This is a genomic window from Streptomyces sp. NPDC007875 (assembly GCF_042868035.1).
GTDB lineage: Bacteria > Actinomycetota > Actinomycetes > Streptomycetales > Streptomycetaceae > Streptomyces > Streptomyces antimycoticus.
In genome coordinates this window covers 91,319-108,933 of record NZ_JBIADZ010000030.1, presented here as the reverse complement: position 1 = coordinate 108,933, position 17,615 = coordinate 91,319, and the positions used below count along the sequence as shown (strand labels likewise).

The 17,615-nt window shown below is 72.3% G+C and carries 13 protein-coding genes; 6 read left to right on the top strand and 7 right to left on the bottom strand.

The features are described 5' to 3' along the window. Positions 1–380 precede the first annotated feature (380 nt). Positions 381–1,400, top strand: a complete 1,020-nt coding sequence (trpS, locus tag ACFYOY_RS40325) for a tryptophan--tRNA ligase (RefSeq protein ID WP_388592662.1) — start codon at positions 381–383, stop codon at positions 1,398–1,400. Positions 1,401–1,457: 57 nt separating this feature from the next. Here trpS and proC read toward each other — a convergent pair whose 3' ends face one another. Then, entirely contained in the window at positions 1,458–2,267 is an 810-nt protein-coding gene (gene proC, locus ACFYOY_RS40320; protein WP_351900998.1) for a pyrroline-5-carboxylate reductase, read from the bottom strand. 360 nt (positions 2,268–2,627) lie between these two features. Here proC and ACFYOY_RS40315 point away from each other — a divergent pair, with 360 nt between their 5' ends. Beyond that, positions 2,628–2,963, top strand: a complete 336-nt coding sequence (locus tag ACFYOY_RS40315) for a hypothetical protein (RefSeq protein WP_351901000.1) — start codon at positions 2,628–2,630, stop codon at positions 2,961–2,963. Positions 2,964–3,141: 178 nt separating this feature from the next. Beyond that, a complete protein-coding gene (locus tag ACFYOY_RS40310) occupies positions 3,142–4,674 on the top strand; it encodes a SulP family inorganic anion transporter (RefSeq protein ID WP_351901002.1) in 1,533 nt (510 codons plus the stop codon). A 91-nt stretch (positions 4,675–4,765) separates the two neighbouring features. Here ACFYOY_RS40310 and ACFYOY_RS40305 read toward each other — a convergent pair whose 3' ends face one another. Continuing rightward, positions 4,766–5,113, bottom strand: coding sequence for an SH3 domain-containing protein (locus ACFYOY_RS40305; protein WP_388592659.1), 348 nt, complete (start codon positions 5,111–5,113; stop codon positions 4,766–4,768). A gap of 146 nt (positions 5,114–5,259) precedes the next feature. Between ACFYOY_RS40305 and ACFYOY_RS40300 the strand changes: the two genes are divergently transcribed. Together ACFYOY_RS40300 and ACFYOY_RS40295 are read left to right on the top strand one after the other, a co-directional pair. Then, a complete protein-coding gene (locus ACFYOY_RS40300; protein ID WP_388592657.1) occupies positions 5,260–7,617 on the top strand; it encodes a PQQ-binding-like beta-propeller repeat protein in 2,358 nt (785 codons plus the stop codon). A gap of 144 nt (positions 7,618–7,761) precedes the next feature. After that, the gene (locus ACFYOY_RS40295) at positions 7,762–9,966 is read left to right on the top strand and encodes a protein kinase (RefSeq protein ID WP_388592654.1); all 2,205 of its coding nucleotides are present in this window, start codon (positions 7,762–7,764) and stop codon (positions 9,964–9,966) included. On the opposite strand, the gene ilvD is transcribed toward ACFYOY_RS40295, so the two are convergent. The 4 genes from ilvD to ACFYOY_RS40275 form a co-directional block, all read right to left on the bottom strand. Continuing rightward, positions 9,950–11,800: a dihydroxy-acid dehydratase gene (gene ilvD, locus ACFYOY_RS40290; RefSeq protein ID WP_351901010.1), complete on the bottom strand. Its 1,851-nt coding sequence runs from the start codon at positions 11,798–11,800 to the stop codon at positions 9,950–9,952. The two genes, ACFYOY_RS40295 and ilvD, sit on opposite strands and share 17 nt — an antisense overlap. A 223-nt stretch (positions 11,801–12,023) precedes the next feature. Continuing rightward, positions 12,024–12,653 (bottom strand): TetR family transcriptional regulator, encoded by a 630-nt coding sequence (locus ACFYOY_RS40285; RefSeq protein ID WP_351901012.1) that lies wholly within the window; start codon positions 12,651–12,653, stop codon positions 12,024–12,026. Beyond that, complete coding sequence (locus ACFYOY_RS40280) at positions 12,650–13,495, bottom strand: sugar phosphate isomerase/epimerase (RefSeq protein WP_351901014.1); 846 nt, start codon at positions 13,493–13,495, stop codon at positions 12,650–12,652. The genes ACFYOY_RS40285 and ACFYOY_RS40280 overlap by 4 nt, the downstream gene beginning before the upstream one ends. A gap of 205 nt (positions 13,496–13,700) precedes the next feature. Then, complete coding sequence (locus ACFYOY_RS40275; protein ID WP_351901016.1) at positions 13,701–14,630, bottom strand: Ppx/GppA phosphatase family protein; 930 nt, start codon at positions 14,628–14,630, stop codon at positions 13,701–13,703. 149 nt (positions 14,631–14,779) lie between these two features. Between ACFYOY_RS40275 and ACFYOY_RS40270 the strand changes: the two genes are divergently transcribed. After that, a complete protein-coding gene (locus ACFYOY_RS40270) occupies positions 14,780–15,625 on the top strand; it encodes a hypothetical protein (RefSeq protein ID WP_351901018.1) in 846 nt (281 codons plus the stop codon). Positions 15,626–15,795: 170 nt separating this feature from the next. On the opposite strand, the gene ACFYOY_RS40265 is transcribed toward ACFYOY_RS40270, so the two are convergent. Further along, the gene (locus tag ACFYOY_RS40265) at positions 15,796–17,508 is read right to left on the bottom strand and encodes a sigma-70 family RNA polymerase sigma factor (protein ID WP_351901020.1); all 1,713 of its coding nucleotides are present in this window, start codon (positions 17,506–17,508) and stop codon (positions 15,796–15,798) included. Positions 17,509–17,615 lie beyond the last annotated feature (107 nt).

The window sequence follows — 17,615 nt, the reverse complement described above, 5'->3', positions numbered from 1 at the left end:
ATGCTCATAATCGAGCTTCCCGATCCGAATTCCGGCATGCCGAAATCCATCCCGATGAGGGGCCGTGCAGAAGTGGTTTGCCGCCGGTGCGGCTCGAGTGGCTGCCGCGTTTCCCCGCAGGGCCCCGTGGCAACCCGGTGAACAGTACACGACGCCCCGAGGACCATCAAACTCATGGCCGGACGCCCCGTCAGGGCGTACCGTCTAGGGCATGACGAGCGCATGTGTACACCCACGGTGGTGGGCCGCCTGACGGCGGCCGCCTCTACCACCACATGCGCAACCACGGCCGCCGCTCCGGCGGCCGTTCGCGTATCTCCTCCCCGCGAAGCCCGGCCGGCCGGGTCGGCGGTCCCGACACAGCGGGAGATGGCAGAGAGATGACGGAGACGAAGACGGCACGGCACCGGATCTTCAGTGGCATCAAACCGAGCGGGCATCTGACCCTCGGCAACTACCTCGGGGCCGTACGCCGGTGGGTTACGGAGGACCAGCACCGTGCCGACGCGCTGTTCTGCGTCGTCGATCTGCACGCGCTCACGGTGGAGCACGATCCGGCGCGGGTGCGGCGGCTCACCCGGCAGGCCGCCACGCTGCTGCTGGCCTCGGGGCTCGACCCCGAGCAGTGCACGCTGTTCGTCCAGAGCCAGGTGGACGAGCACGCGCGGCTGTCCTATCTCATGGAGTGCACGGCCACCGACGGCGAGATGCGGCGGATGATCCAGTACAAGGAGAAGGCCGCGCGGGAACAGGCGAGGGGGCGGAGCGTACGGCTGTCGCTGCTCACCTATCCGGCGTTGATGGCGGCCGACATCCTCGTCTATGGCACGCATGAGGTGCCCGTCGGCGAGGACCAGACGCAGCATGTCGAGCTGGCCCGGGATCTGGCGCAGCGGTTCAACCAGCGGTACGGACCGGTCTTCACCGTGCCTCGGGCCACTCAGCCGCGGGTCTCGGCGCGGGTGATGGATCTGCAGGACCCCACCTCGAAGATGGGGAAGTCGCATGCGGAGACAGCGGGCATCGTCTATCTGCTCGATGAGCCGGATGTGGTGCGGAAGAAGATCATGCGGGCCGTCACGGACAGCGGAACCGAGGTGCGGTACGACCGGACGGAGCAGCCGGGGGTGGCCAATCTGCTGGATGTGCTCGCGTCGTGCACCGAGGGAAAGCCGGAGGTGCTGGCCGAGGAGTTCGGCTCGTACGGGGCGCTGAAGCGGGCCACGGCGGAGGCGGTGCTGGAGCTGCTGCGGCCGCTTCAGGCCCGGCACGCGGAGCTGTGCGCCGACCCCTCTTATATGGACGGGGTGCTGCGGGCCGGGGCCGAGCGGGCGCGCGGGCTGGCCCGGCCCCGGGTGGACGAGGCGTATGCGGCGGTCGGGCTGCTGCCGCCCGCCTGACCAAAGCGCGGGGCGCCGGTCGGCTGGCCGAAGCGGCGGGGGCCCGGTCGGTCGGTGTCAGCCGTTGCCGGAGGCGAGCTCGCGACTGCGGTCGCGGGCCGCCTCCAGCGCGGCGATCAGCGCGGCGCGCACACCGTGGCTCTCGAGTTCGCGGATGGCGTTGATCGTGGTGCCCGCCGGGGAGGTCACGGCCTCCCGCAGCTTGACCGGGTGCTCATCGCTGTCGCGCAGCATCACCGCCGCGCCGATGGCCGCCTGGACGATCAGGTCATGGGCCTTGTCGCGGGGCAGGCCCAGCAGGATGCCCGCGTCGGTCATGGCCTCGACGAGGAAGTAGAAGTAGGCCGGGCCGGAGCCGGAGAGGGCGGTCGCGGCGTCCTGCTGGGACTCGGGGACGCGCAGCGTCTTGCCGACGCCGCCGAAGATCGCCTCGGTGTGGGCGAGGTGCTCCTCGGTGGCGTGGCTGCCCGCCGAGATGACGGACATGGCCTCGTCGACCAGTGCGGGGGTGTTGGTCATCACCCGGACGACCGGGGTGCCGGCGGCCAGGCGCGCCTCGAAGAAGGAGGTGGGGATGCCGGCGGCGCCGGAGATCACCAGCCGGTCGGCGGGGACGTGCGGGGCGAGCTCGTCGAGCAGGGCGCCCATGTCCTGCGGTTTGACGGTGAGGATGAGGGTGTCGGCGGACTTGGCGGCCTCGGCGTTGGAGACGGCCTCGACGCCGTGGCGCGAGCGGAGCTCCTCGGCGCGCTCGGGGCGGCGGGCCGTGACCAGGAGGTCGGACGGCGACCAGCCACCTCGGATCATTCCGCTGAGAAGGGCTTCGCCAATCTTTCCCGTGCCGAGCACGGCGACCTTCTCCGTCATAGTGCGGCTCTCCTCATACCTGAGCGGCTCGTGCTGTGCTGCATGGGTGTTCTCCGCCATCTTCCCACGGGTGGCTCATTCTCCCTGGCTCTTATGAATTACTTATTCATCATTCGATGAATAAGTATTTTTGGCGCCATCCGGCGTGCCCAGGAGGCCGCTTTGCGCCCGCGCCCATGAGGGCGCCCGGAACCAAGCAGTCCTGTTCGATGACTCCGAGTTCACAAGTCGGTTACATATCGACTTGCAAATGGTCACAGTCTCATGGCCACAATAGGGGTCGGTGTCTATACGTACGGGAAGGGGGCGATGGTGAGGAGCATTCGGCATACCGCTCACGCACTGGTAACGGCGGTAGCCGTGTTGCTTGCCCTCTTCATCGCGGCTGATTGCGCGTCCGCGCAGGTCATCCATCCCGAAACGAGCAGCGTCACCGCTTCCGCCGATCCGCGGCCGGCCACGGAATCATCGGTCTCCGCGCACGGCGGCAACGGAACAGAAGACTGCAAGGGGCTCCGCGGACGGGCCCCGCTGACCGCTCCCACCCCGAGCGGCAAATACGGATGTGTGTGCGGTTGCGACACTGGTGTTTCGGTGCCGCGTACCGCCATCTCCACCTCGGTCACCGGACGGCAAGCCGTTCCGGTGTCGAGATCGGGCGAGCTGCCCGTCATCCTCCAGATCTTCCGCTGCTGAGAGCTACACCGCCGTAGCCCGGCGGTTCGTCTCGGACACTTCTCGGCGCTTTTCACGCTTCTCACAGCAAGCGATCTCAACCGCCAGCGACCGATTCCATCGATCCCACTGACGTAGCGCTATGCCGTGCCCCCGCCTGCCCATGAGCCGGTGACGGGGCGCACTGGAGGCAACCCTCATGCGAAACTCTCTCCTTGACCGTTTCCGTGGTGCCGGAGGCACCTCAGGCTCATCCGGCGCCAAAACATTCCGCGCCGACTTCACCGCTTCTCTCGTCGTCTTCCTCGTCGCCGTGCCCCTGTGCGTGGGGGTGGCGGTGGCCTCGGGTGTTCCGGCCGAGCTCGGCCTGATCACCGGCATCGTCGGCGGGCTGGTCACCGGTTTCCTGCCGGGCAGCAGCCTGCAGGTCTCCGGCCCGGCCGCCGGTCTGACTGTGCTGGTGTACGAGGCCGTGGAGCAATACGGCGTCGCCGCACTCGGCGTCCTCGTCCTGATCTCCGGACTGCTGCAGCTCGCCATGGGCGCGCTCGGCCTCGGCCGCTGGTTCCGGGCGATCTCCGTCGCCGTGGTGCAGGGCATGCTCGCGGGCATCGGCCTGGTGCTGATCGCCGGACAGCTGTACGCGCTCGCCGACGCCAAGGCGCCGACCAGCGGGCTCGACAAGATCTTCGGCATTCCGGAGCTCATCGGGGACGTGGCCGGTTCCGGGGACGCCCTGAAGGCGCTCGCCGTGGGCGTCGGCACCATCGCCGTCCTGGTGCTGTGGCCGCGTTTCCGCCAGGGCGCCAAGGTGCTGCCCGCTCCGCTGGCGGCCGTCGCGCTCGCCACCGCCTCGACCGTGATCTTCGACCTGCCGATCGCGCGGGTCGAGGTCAAGGGGCTGCTGGACGCCATCCAGCCGCCCGGCGGCGGTGAGTTCCAGGCGCTCGCCGAGGTGGGCGTGATCGGCACCGTTCTCGCCTTCACGCTGATCGCCTCGGCCGAGAGCCTGTTCAGCGCCGCGGCCGTGGACCGGCTGCACGACGGTCCGCGCACGAACTACGACAAGGAGCTCATGGCGCAGGGCGCGGGCAACGCGGTGTGCGGTGTCCTCGGCGCCCTGCCGATGACCGCGGTGATCGTGCGAAGCGCGGCCAATGTACAGGCCGGCGCCAAGACGAAGGCGTCACGGGTGCTGCACGGTGTGTGGCTGCTGATCTTCGCGGTGCTCTTCCCCTCGGCCCTGGGCATCATCCCGGTGGCGACGCTCGCCGGTGTGCTGGTGTACTCGGGCTGGAAGCTGATCCCGACCAAGGACCTGGTGCCGCTGTGGCGGGCCCACCGCGGTGAGGCGATCATCCTGGTCGTCACCGCCGGCGCGATCGTGATCACCAATATGTTCGAGGGCGTGATCATCGGTCTGCTGATGGCCGTGGCCAAGACGGCCTGGGAGACCTCGCATGTGCATGTCGAGGTCAGCGGGCGCGAGGACGGCGACGGTGCCGACGACAAGCCCCTGCATGTCCGGGTGCGCGGTCACGCGACCTTCCTGCGACTGCCCAAGCTGCTGGACGAGTTGGAGGGGCTGCCCCGTGAGCGGGAGGTCGAGCTCGACCTGACCGGGCTGCGCCATGTGGACCACGCGTGTGAGCTGGCGCTGGCCACCTGGACCGAGCGGCACAACGCGGTGGTCAAGCGTGACGCCGCCCTCGAAGAGCGGGTCCCGGCGTAACGACGCCGCTTGAGGGGACACGCCCCCTCCGTCACCTGGCCCCCGGCGCCGCCCTCGCGGCTCCGGGGGCCGGCTGCGCTCCGGAGGTGGGTCAGCCGCAGGGCACGGTGACGAAGCCGTCGCTGCCGGTCCTCACATACGCGTCGGACACGTACTGGCCCGGGGCGATGCTGTCCCAGATGTCCGTGGTGCCATACGGTCCGGACACCTTCTCGCCGTGCCGCTGGCAGCGGATGGGAACGCGGGTGTTGTACGGCAGCACCTTGACGACTCTGTGGTTGGTGCCGGGCCCGCTGCGGACGTTCACCTGGTAACCGGGCGCGGTCGGATAGGTGATCGCTCCGGCGGCGGTCTCTACGGCGTCCGTGCCGTCCGCGGTGTCGGCGGCGTTCGCGGTGTCGGTCGTGGCAATAGTTTCGGCGGTCTCTTCCATGGCCATGGCGGCCCCTCCCCCGTTGAACTTCTTTCCGAAGTTGTGCACATGTCGTGTGAAGTGACACGACATGCGGAGGCTAACAAGGCTCGCACGTGTCATCGACTAGGCTCGCCGAGTCGCGAATGCGGCCGAATTCACGGGGGTGGGGCATGCCGCCGGTGCACAGAGCCGGGACGGGCCCGGAAGCGGAGGATCCGGAATACGCCGGGCAATACCGGCTCGAGGCGCGCCTCGGATCGGGTGGCATGGGCGTGGTCCATCTGGCCCGCTCGCCCTCGGGACGGCGTCTCGCGGTGAAGGTCGTCCATGCCGAGTACGCCGAAGACCCCGAGTTCCGGGCGCGGTTCCGGCAGGAGGTGGCGGCCGCCCGGCGGGTCAGCGGCGCGTTCACGGCGCCCGTGGTGGACGCCGATCCGGAGGGGCCGAGGCCCTGGATGGCCACCCTCTACATCCCCGGCCCGACCCTCGCCGAACACGTCAAGCGGAGCGGCCCGTTGCCGCCGGACGAGACGGTGCAGCTCGCCGCGGGGCTCGCGGAGGCGCTGCGGGACATCCATCGGGCGGGCGTGGTGCACCGCGATCTCAAGCCGAGCAATGTGCTGCTCGCGGCGGACGGCCCGAAGGTCATCGATTTCGGCATCTCGCGGCCGTCCGACAGCGAACTGCGCACTGAGACCGGGCAGTTGATCGGCACTCCGCCGTTCATGGCGCCGGAGCAGTTCCAGCGGCCGCGTGCGGTGGGCCCGGCGGCGGATGTGTTCGCGCTGGGCTCGCTGCTGGTGCACGCGTCCACCGGGCGGGGGCCGTTCGAGTCCGAGAGCCCGTACATCGTGGCGTACCAGGTGGTGCACGACGAGGCGGATCTGGCGGGGGTGCCGGATGAGCTGCTGCCGCTGATCCAGCGGTGTCTGGCCAAGAACCCCGAGGACCGCCCCACGCCCGACGCCCTGATGACGGTCCTGCGCGCCGTCCGCGGCCCCCATCCGCCGATGCCCCGCGGCCCCGTCCCGCTGGTGCCGCAGCAGCGGACACCGGAGCCGCACTCCCTGCCGGGCGGGCGCGGGGAGCAGGTCGGCGGCGCCACGGATACGCGTGTGAAGGCGGCCCCTGAGCCCGCGCCCCGGCTCATGAAGGGCATGAAGGCCGAGCCGGAACCGGTGGCGGACGAGCCCGAGTCGGTGACGAGCGGGCCCGTGACGGATGGGCCCGTGGCGGACGAGCCGGTGGCCGACGGACCGGTGGCGGACGAGGCCATGGCGGACCGGCCGGTGGCGCGGCGCCGGGGAACTCGGCGGTGGGCCCTGTCCGGGCTCGCGGCCGTCGTGCTGCTGGGCGCGGGCACGGTCGTCGCGCTGCGCCCGTTCGGCGGCGCGGACGCGTCCGGCGGGCAGCAGCCGCGGAACAGCGCGGCGACCGCGGAGGCGTGGCGCCCCTGGACGACGGGGCTGGACGTCGGAAAGGCCGCGGGCTCGGGGGTGCGGCCCGCGTTCTGCTCATACGGAGCGGGCGCGCTGTACTGCAGTCGGCGCGGTATCGAGGCCGCCCGGGTCGATCCGGACGGCGGCCGGGTGGTCTGGTCGCGGCCGTCCGCGGCGGGGAGTCCGGGTGACGGCGAGGCGATCTCCCCTCCCGTGTTCTCCGGCGGTCTGGTGCAGACGGTCTCCCCGGACGGCGAGCGGCTGCGGGCGCTCGACCCCACGACCCACGACGTCCGCTGGAGCCGCGAGGTGTCCCGTTACGACGGCGGGGTCTACGCCTCGGGCGACACCGTGCTGCTGGCCGCGCCGGACGGCACGGTCACGGCGGTGAACGGCGCGACGAACAAGGAGCGTTGGAGCCATCGGCTGCCCGGCCACGCCCGGCCCGCCTTCTTCTCGTACGGTGACGGCCGCACGGCGTACGCCGTGACCACCGCGGACGACGGCGCGCACACGCTGGTCACGGCGGTGGACACGGTGCGCGGCGACACGCGCTGGCGCGCCTCGCTCAGCGGCAACCTCACCCCGGCCGGGAGCGGCCCCGGGGGAGTGCTGCTGCTGACCGAGACGGACACCCAGACCCGTACCACCGCCGTCGTCCGCTACGACCCCGAGCGGCGTACGGCGCGGCGGGTCGCGCTGTCCGCGCCGGTGTCCGCGACCAGTGCCGTCACCAGCGGCGACCGGGTATATGTGCTGGGCGCGGACGGCGGGTTGGTGGCCGTCGACACCGGGCGCGAGGGTTCGGCGCAGGCGCGGCTCTGGCGCCTGGAGACCTCGGTGGCCAACGCGTCGCCGCTGGTGGCGGCGGACGGCCGGCTGTATTTCTCGGCGGCGGACGGACGGCTGCTGGCCGTGGACGCCGAACGGGGCGAGGTGATCGGCGAGACCCGCTCGCGCGGGGGCGCGGCCGGTCGCGGCTTCCTGGACCTGATGCCCGCGCCGGTGGCGGCGGACGGCAAGGTGTTCGCGACGGCCCCGGACGGCACGCTGTTCGCCGTGGACGGACGGAATCCGGCCGGCTGGTGAGCCACGACAGGGTCCCCGGGGCGGCCGGGGCGACGGGGTGTCCGGCCCCCGCCGGGGCTCCGCCCCTGGACTCCGCTCCTCAATCGCCGGAGGGGCTGGATTACGTAGACCACCGGATCGTGGGTCGTTGGGGGTAGAACAGGAATGGCACTGCGCGCCGGGGACCCGGAGTCCATCGGAGGCTACGCACTCCAACGGCGGCTCGGCCGCGGCGGGATGGGCACCGTGTATCTGGCCCGGTCGCAGTCGGGGCGGCGGCTGGCGCTGAAGGTGGTGCATCAGCAGTTCGCCGACGACGACGAGTTCCGGGTGCGGTTCCGGCAGGAGGTCGCGGCCGCCCGGCGGGTCAGCGGCGCGTTCACCGCGGCCGTCGTGGACGCCGACCCCCACGCCGTACTGCCGTGGATGGCGACCTCGTACGTCCCCGGCCGCACCCTCGCCGAGCGGGTCGCGGCGGACGGTCCGCTGCGCGGCGCCGAGCTGCGGCGGCTGGCGATCGGGCTGGTGGAGGCCTTGCGGGACATCCATCGGGCGGGCGTGGTGCACCGGGATCTGAAACCGGCCAACATCGTGCTGTCCGAAGAGGGCCCCCGCGTCATCGACTTCGGCATCTCCCGGGCGGCGGACCACCAGACCCTGACCATGACGGGCCGGGTCATGGGCACACCCCCGTTCATGTCCCCGGAGCAGCTGCGCGATCCGCGGGAGGTCGGACCGGAGTCCGATGTGTTCTCGCTGGCGACGGTGGTGGTGTTCGCGGCGACCGGCCAGAGCCCGTTCGACGCGGACAGCCCGTATATGACCGCCTATCACGTGGTGTACGAGCCGCCGGAACTGGACGCGGTGACCGGGCCGTTGCGCGACGCGGTCGCGGACTGCCTCAGCAAGGAGCCGTCCGCGCGTCCCGGGCTGGACGAGCTGCTGGAGCGACTGCGGACGCTGCCCGACGAGGACGGTACGGACGCGGACGATACGGACGCGGACGATACGGACGCGGACGGCGCGAACCCGGACGGCACAGGCGCCGCCGCTGCAGAGGGCGTCGGCGCCGTGCCGACGGAGGTCGGCCGCGCGCCCCGCCGCACCCGTCTCACGCGCCGCCGCGCCCTGGTGGCCGCCGGAGCGGCCGCGGGCCTGATCGCCGCGGTCGCGGGAGCGGTCGTCATCCTCAAGGCCGGATCCGGCGACCGGCCGGACGCCCGCCCCGCCACCGGCTCATCGCCGGACGCCTCGCTCCCGTCCGGATGGCGCCCCTGGCAGCGCACGCTCACCGAGCCCGGCGACGACGACGTCGTGACCCGCCTCGAAGGCACTCCGCAGACGGTCAACGGGCTGAGCGGCCGCCGCTGTCTCGCCTCGGGCACCGATCTGTACTGCGGCGGTTCCGGGATCGCCCTCACCCGGCTCGACGCCCGGGGGCGTGTGACCTGGCACCGGCCGACGAAGCCGGACGCGCTGATCGGTGTGGCCGAGGGCCTCGTCCTGGGCACCGTCGGACTCTCGGACGGAACGGCCCGGCTGGAGGGCTACCGCACCGGCGACGGTGAGCGGGTCTGGAAAACCGATATCGGCGGCGCGGACCAGGGCGCGGTGTTCCGGCGGGGCCACCACCCCGCCGTGCTCACCCAGAGCTGGGACGAGGAGACCTTCCAGGCGGTGGACGCGCGCACCGGCGACACACTCTGGTCGCGCCGGGTCGGCCGCGGGCTGACCTGCTCCCCCGAGGTGGTGGCCGGACGCCCCCTCGCCGACTGCAGACCGATGGAGGATCGCGGCGACCCGGACACTCCGAGCCGGCTCTACGCCCTCTCCCCCACCACGGGAACGCCCCGGCAGATCGGCACGCCGAATACGGGCGTATCGCTCGCCGAGCGCTCGGGCGACCTTCTCTATCTGGAGCAGGGCGACCACGACAGCTTCGACTACACCGATCTGCTCTTCCTCTCCCCGGACGGCGGACCGGCGCGCCGGGTGAAGCTGCCCGAGGGGCTCTCCGCCCAGCAGACCAGGCCCACCCTGGTGGGCGACACGCTCTACTTCGTCCGGCAGAACGGCGAGGTCACCGCCGTCACCACGGCCGGAAAGCGGCTGTGGAGCGAGGCGACGCAGGTGGAGTGGCTGGGCTCGCCCGTCGTGTCCGCGCGCCGGAACGCCCTGTATCTGGCCACCGCCGCGGGCCGGGTGGTCGCGCTGGACCGCGGGGACGGCCGGGTGCTGTGGCGGGGCAAGGCGCGTACGGACCCCGGTGGCGTCACCGCCGAGCTGACGCTGAACGGTGACGCCCTCACCACGGTCTATGGATACGACACCGTGGAGGCGGCCGGGACCGACGTCAGCCGAGGCGGCTGATGTCGCGGACCGCGCCCTTGTCGGCGCTGGTGGCCATCGCCGCGTAGGCGCGCAGTGCGGTGGACACCTTGCGCTCGCGGTTCTTCGGGGCGTAGACGCCGCCGAGCGCCTCGCGCCGGGCCGCCAGCTCCTCCTCGTTCACCAGGAGTTCGATGGTGCGGCCGGGGATGTCGATGCGGATCCGGTCGCCGTCCTGGACCAGGGCGATGGTGCCGCCGGACGCCGCCTCGGGCGAGGCGTGGCCGATGGACAGGCCCGAGGTGCCGCCGGAGAAGCGGCCGTCGGTGACCAGCGCGCAGGCCTTGCCCAGGCCCCGGCCCTTGAGGAAGGAGGTGGGGTAGAGCATCTCCTGCATACCGGGGCCGCCCTTGGGGCCCTCGTAGCGGATGACGACCACGTCGCCCTCCTTGACCTGCTTGCCCAGGATCCGCTCGACGGCCTCCTCCTGGGATTCGCAGACCACGGCGGGGCCCTCGAAGGTCCAGATCGACTCGTCCACGCCCGCGGTCTTCACCACGCAGCCGTCGACGGCCAGATTGCCCTTGAGGACGGCGAGGCCGCCGTCCTGGGAGTAGGCGTGCTCCAGGTCGCGGATGCAGCCGCCGGCGGCGTCGGTGTCCAGCGTGTCCCAGCGCTCGGACTGCGAGAAGGCGGTGGCGGAGCGCTTGCAGCCGGGGGCCGCGTGCCACAGCTCGACGGCCTCGGCGGACGGTGAACCACCGCGCACGTCCCAGGTCTTGAGCCAGTCGGCGAGCGAGGAGCTGTGCACGGAGTGGACGTCCTCGTTCAGCAGCCCGGCGCGGAACAGCTCGCCGAGGATCGCCGGGATGCCGCCCGCGCGGTGCACGTCCTCCATGTAGTACGTGCCGCCGGGGGCCACGTTCGGGGCGACCTTGGCCAGGCAGGGCACCCGGCGGGAGACCTCGTTGATGTCGTTCAGGTCGTAGTCGAGACCGGCCTCCTGGGCGGCGGCCAGCAGATGCAGGATCGTGTTGGTCGAGCCGCCCATGGCGATGTCGAGCGCCATGGCGTTGTCGAAGGCGGCGCGGGTGCCGATGGAGCGCGGCAGAACGGTCTCGTCGTCCTGCTCGTAGTGGCGCTTGGTGATGTCCACGACCGTACGGCCGGCGGTCTCGTAGAGCGCCCTGCGGGCGGTGTGGGTGGCCAGCACCGAGCCGTTGCCCGGCAGGGAGAGGCCGATCGCCTCGGTCAGGCAGTTCATCGAGTTGGCGGTGAACATGCCGGAACAGGAGCCGCAGGTCGGGCAGGCGTTGTTCTCGATGCGGAGGATGTCCTCGTCCGAGACGTTCTCGTTGACCGCGTCCGAGATCGCGTTGATCAGGTCCAGCTTGCGGACGGTGCCGTCGACGAGCGTGGCCCGGCCCGCCTCCATGGGGCCGCCGGAGACGAAGACGGTCGGGATGTTGAGCCGCATCGCGGCCATCAGCATCCCGGGGGTGATCTTGTCGCAGTTGGAGATGCAGATCAGCGCGTCGGCGCAGTGCGCCTCGACCATGTACTCCACGGAGTCGGCGATCAGGTCGCGGGAGGGGAGGCTGTAGAGCATCCCGCCGTGGCCCATGGCGATGCCGTCGTCCACGGCGATGGTGTTGAACTCGCGCGGAATGCCACCCGCCGCGTGGATCGCCTCGCTGACGATCCGGCCGACCGGCTGGAGGTGGGTGTGGCCGGGCACGAACTCGGTGAAGCTGTTGGCCACGGCGATGATCGGCTTGCCGAAGTCCTCGCGCGCTACGCCGGACGCCTGCATAAGGGCGCGGGCGCCCGCCATGTTGCGGCCATGGGTGACGGTGCGAGACCTCAGCTCGGGCACGGTGCTCGGCTCCCTCGTGATACGTGCGTCCAGCGAATGGGACGCCCGGCGAATCGGATCGGAGTCTTCTGAGCCTACGCCTGTGTCCATGGATCCGGATGGTCCGTCCGGATCCAGAGACGGTGGGGTCACTGTGTGGAAACCCTCGATCAGCTCTCGGTCAGCGCCGGCCGGTCCTCGGTCAGCGCACGGCCGTCCTCGGTCAGCGCACGGCCGTCCGCGATCAGCTCTCGGTCAGATAGCGCTGCAGGGTGGGCCCCACCATGGCCACGATGTCATCGACCTCCGCCGAGGCCATCGGCTCCATCCGGATCACATACCGCAGCATCGCGATCCCGATGAGGTGCCCGGCCGCGAGCTGGGCACGGAACTCGGGGTTCGGAACGTCCAGCTCACCCGCCATCCGCAGCAGCACCCGGCGCTCGATCATGCCGCGCAGCACCACGGCTGCGGCCTCATTGGTCAGCGCCGAGCGCATCACGGCGAGCAGCGGCAGCCGGCTGACGGGGTTCTCCCAGATGCCGAACATGAAGCGGGCCATCCGCTCGCCCGCGCCCTCCCGGCTGCCCTGCACCGCGTCCGGGGCGGCCATGGCGGGCGCGAAGATCAGCTCGATGGCCGCCTCGAAGACCTGCTCCTTGGTGCCGAAGTAGTGGTGGACCAGCGCCGGGTCCACCTCCGCCGCCTTGGCGATGCCACGGATCGAGGTCTTGTCGTAGCCGCGCTCGGCGAACTCGTTGCGCGCCGCGGCCAGGATCCGGTCGCGGGCGCCGGGGCCGTCGGAGGCGCTCGTACGGGCCGGGCGGCCACGCTTGCGCGGGCCCGTGGCGGGCCCGGACGAGGCGGGGGTCATGAACCGGGCACCACCCTGCTGGGCGGATTGGCCGAGGTCGGCGAGGCGAGATGCAGCCGGGTGAACGCCAGGGCCTCCGCCAGGTCGGCCTCGCGCTCGGCGGTGGACATGGCCCGCCGGGTGTTGACCTCGACGACCACATTGCCGTCGAAACCGGTGGCCGCGAGCCGTTCCAGCACCTCGGCGCAGGGCTGGGTGCCGCGCCCCGGCACCAGGTGCTCGTCCTTGTTGGAGCCCTGGCCGTCGGCGAGGTGGAGATGGGCCAGCCGGTCGCCCATGCGGTCCACCATCTCCATCGCGTCCGTACGGGCGGTGGCGGTGTGCGACAGATCGATCGTGAAGTGGCGGTAGTCGTCCCGGGTGACGTCCCAGCCCGGGGCGTACGCCAGCATCTCGCGATCGCGATAACGCCACGGGTACATGTTCTCGACCGCGAACCGCACATCGGTCTCATCGGCCATCCGCCAGATTCCGCTGACGAACTCGCGGGCGTAGGACCGCTGCCATCGAAACGGCGGGTGGACCACGACGGTGGACGCGTCGAGCTTCTCGGCGGCCGCTCTCGCCCGCTGCAGCTTGACCCAGGGGTCGGTCGACCAGACCCGCTGGGTGATCAGCAGACAGGGAGCGTGCACGGCGAGGATCGGCACCTGGTGGTAGTCCGACAGCCGACGCAGCGCCTCGATGTCCTGGCTGACCGGATCGGTCCACACCATGACCTCGACGCCGTCGTAGCCCAGGCGTGCCGCGATCTCGAAGGCCGTCGCCGTCGACTCCGGATAGACCGAGGCTGTGGACAGCGCGACCTTCGCATCCGGGATGCGCACCACTGGCTCTGTCACGAGGGACAGCGTACGGCGGCTGCTCTCCGCAGCCGAACCGCGGCGGCGCTTGCGGCTGAACCACCGCCGCTTTCCGGCCCGGCCACCTCTGCTCTCGGGCCCGGCCAACAGGGCTTTCCCGCCCGGTCACCGCCGCTTTCCGACCCGGCCACCGGGGCTTTCCGGCCCGGCCGCCACCGCTCCCGGCCCCGGTGACGCTGCGTGGTCACGTGGGCAGGTGGTCCAGGCGGCGGAGGATGACGCCCTCGCGCAGCGCCCACGGGCAGATCTCCAGCTGCTCCACGCGGAACAGATCCAGTGCGGCCTCCGCCACCAGCGCCCCGGCCGGAAGCTGTCCGGCCCGGCCCTCGGAGACGCCGGGCAGCCCGGCCCGTTCCTCGGTGGTCATGGCGGCCAGTTTCGGCACCCACTCCACCAGCGCCCGGTGGGTGAGACGGCGCTCCACGTACGGCCCCTCGGCGGAGCGCGCGGCGCCGGTGATCCTGGCCAGCTGCTTGAAGGTCTTGGAGGTGGCCACCACATGGTCCGGCGCCCCATGACGACTGAAATCGCCGACGCTCCGGGCGATCTCGGCCCGCACATGGCGCCGCAGGGCCCGTACCTCCGCCGGGTCGGGCGGGTCGCCGGGCAGCCAGGAACCGGTCAGCCGGCCCGCCCCCAGCGGCAGCGAGACCGCCGCGTCGGGCTCCTCGTCCATGCCGTACGCGATCTCCAGCGAACCGCCGCCGATGTCCAGGACCAGCAGCTTCCCCGCGGACCAGCCGAACCAGCGGCGGGCGGCCAGAAAGGTGAGCCGCGCCTCGTCCGCGCCGCTGAGCACCTGGAGCCGCACGCCGGTCGCCTCGGCGACCCGGGCCAGGACCTCATCGGCGTTGGACGCCTCGCGGACGGCGGAGGTCGCGAACGGCAGGACATCCTCGACGCCCTTGTCCTCGGCCGCCTCCAGCGCCTCCTTGACCACCGCGATCAGGCGGTCGACGCCTTCGGGGCCGATGGCCCCGGCGCCGTCGAGGAGTTCGGCCAGCCGCAGCTCGGCCTTGTGCGAGTGCGCGGGCAGCGGGCGCGCGCCGGGGTGGGCGTCCATCACCAGCAGATGAACCGTATTCGAACCCACGTCGAGGACACCGAGTCTCATAACGTGAACGCTACTGCTCCCCCCTCGGTGTCATGCACAGATCCCCCACGATCGCGCGCCCGGGCGGCCGATCCCGGGCCCGGACCGCGCCGCCGGGCCGTGCGCGGTCCCCACGTCCGGCTTTTGGCCGAGGGGCCTACCCTTGCACCGTGGCAAAGACGAAAAAGGCGAAGCAGGACAAAGGCCGGAAGACCGCCTCGGAGTGGGCGGCCGAGGAGCCGACGCCGTCCGGGGCCGAGGCCGCCGAGGACGAGGTCGGTCTGGACTTCGCCCGCGCATGGGTCGAATTCCCCGATCCGGCCGACGACGAGCAGTTCTTCCGATGCGATCTGACCTGGCTGACCTCCCGGTGGACCTGCATCTTCGGCCAGGGCTGCCAGGGCATCCAGGCGGGGCGGGCCAGCGATGGCTGCTGCACGCTGGGCGCGCACTTCTCCGACGAGGAGGACGAGGAGCGGGTCGGTCGCCATATGGCCCGGCTGACCCCCGAGATCTGGCAGTTCCACGATGTGGGGCACGCCTCGGGGTGGGTACAGGAGGACGACGACGGCGAGCGGCAGACCCGGCGCCACAAGGGCTCCTGCATCTTCCAGAACCGGCCGGGCTTCGCAGGCGGCGCGGGCTGCGCCCTGCACATCCTGGCGCTGCGGGAGGGGCGCGAGCCGCTGGAGACCAAGCCGGACGTGTGCTGGCAACTGCCGGTGCGCCGGTCCTACGACTGGATCGACCGGCCGGACGACACCCGGGTGCTGCGGGTCACCATCGCCGAGTACGACCGGCGCGGCTGGGGGCCGGGCGGCCACGATCTGCACTGGTGGTGCACGTCGGCCACCTCGGCGCACGGGGCCGGGGAGCCGGTGTTCCGGTCGTACCGGCCGGAGCTCACGGAGCTGATGGGCAAGGCCGGATACAACCGGCTGGCCGAACTGTGCGAGCAGCGCCTGGCGTCCGCGCTGCCGCTGGTGGCCCCGCATCCGGCGGATCCGGCGGACTGACGCGGCGGCGACGGCGTAAGGGCCCTGCCGCGCTGGCGGCTGTCAGCGCGTACGGGCAGTCGTCAGCGCCTCGTGCGCGGTCAGCGCCTCGTGCGCGGTCAGCGCCTCGTGCGCGGTCAGCGCCTCGTGCGCGGTCAGCGCCTCGTGCGCGGTCAGCGCCATGTCCGCCGTCAGCGCCTCGCGGCGGCCGAGCCGGACGGGGTGGACGACGGGTCGGTCGGGGTCGGGGTCGGGTTGCCGGAGGGGTCCGTGGGGGTGGGCGTGGGCTCGGGGGTGGTCCCGCGGCCCTCGATCAGCACCACCGCGCCCGCCGGGTCCACCGAGACCCGCGCGCTCCAGTGACCGGCCGGCTCCCGGCCGTGGTCCACCGAGACCGTGATGGTCGTGGAGTCGCCGGGCCGCAGCACCCCGCCCGTGTGGTTCAGCTGGAGCCAGGACGCCCCGGCGGAGGCCGACCAGTGCACCGGTGAGCCGCCGGACGCGGTGAGGGTGATGACCGTCACCTCCCCCTCGGGGTGTGCCGTGACCGTGAGCCGCCCCGGGCCAGGGGCGGGCCGGGACGGTCCTGAGCCGTCCCCGGGGCGGCCGCCGCCGGCCGGAGAGCCGTCCGGGCGGGACGCTTCCCCGCCCTTGCGCCCCGGCCGCTCCACCGCGCCGTCCACGCCGATGACCTCGACCGACACATCCGATGCCCCACGGCCCGCCTTGGCGCTCCGCGGGCCGGAGCCGATCTGGGTGCCGGAACGGTCCTGCGCGCTGCCGCCGCGCTCGTACGAGCGCCGGGCGGGCCGGTCCTGACCGGCCGGGGCCTGGTTCGTGCCGTCCGCCTCGGCGGCGGCCACCGAGTCCGTATCACGCTCGTCACCGGCGAGCGGGGCGCTCCGGTAGGCGGCCCACAGCGCGAGCACCGGGGCCGCGACGACCGTCGCCACCACCGTCGTCGTCAGCGCGCGGCTGCGCATCCGGCTGCGGCGGGCGGCCCGGTCCTGGGGCTCCAGCGGGAAGCCGCGCCGGTCGAACCGCGGCCCGGCGCCCGCGCGGGCGGGGCGTCCGCTGAGCGCGCTCAGCAGCGCGGCGTGCACGGCGGCGCGGGGGGCCTCCACCACCGGCAGCGCGGCGGGCGCGGCCGCCGTACCGGGCCAGGGTCCGTCGGCCGTGGCCCGCTCGGCCATCCGGCGGCATTCGCGGCAGTCGTCCACATGCCGCACCAGCTCGCGGCGGAGGGCGGCGGAGAGCAGCACCTGGGTGTCGCCCGCGAGCCGCGCGACGACCGGGCAGTGGCCCAGCTCGACGACGGCGAGGGCGGCGCGGGTGCGCTCCACCTCGCAGGCGGCGCTGGAGAGCAGGGCGCGGGTCTCCTCCTGGTCCTTGCCGAGCACGGCGGCCACCTCGGAGGGGCCCAGCCGATGGCGCACCGCGAGCTCGAGCGCCTCGCGCTGCTCGGCGGTGGTCCCGGCGGCCTCCGGCCAGGCCAGCGCGGCCAGTTCGCGACGGCGCTGGGCGGCGATGGGCTCGGGCAGCTCGGCCCCGGCGCCGTCGCCCGGGGTGTCCGTCCCCGTACGGCCGCGGCGCTCGGCAAGCTTGCGCAGACAGGCCCAGCGGGCGACCGCGTAGAGCCAGGGGCGGGACAGCTCGCCCTCGGCGGTCACCCGCCCCCGTCCCCGGCCGGGGCGGCGCTCGGCCACCGCCAGCACGTCGCCCACCGCGACGGCCGCCGCGTCGTGCTCGCACAGTGCCGACAGGCAGTAGGTGAACAGGCCGTCGAGATACGGCTCGTAGCGTTCGGGAGGGCGCTGGGGACGGGTGGTGGTGGAGCGGGGCGCACGGCGCCGCACCCGCTGTGCGCCGGTGGTCTGTGTCGAGTGCTCGGACCTGCTGCTCATCACCCGGCGACGGTAGGCGGATGATGCAGACTTCCTCGCGCCACTTGCACTGTTTTAACCCTTACGGGTGACCATCTCCCTCATAAGGGGACAGGTGTCCCCCTCCG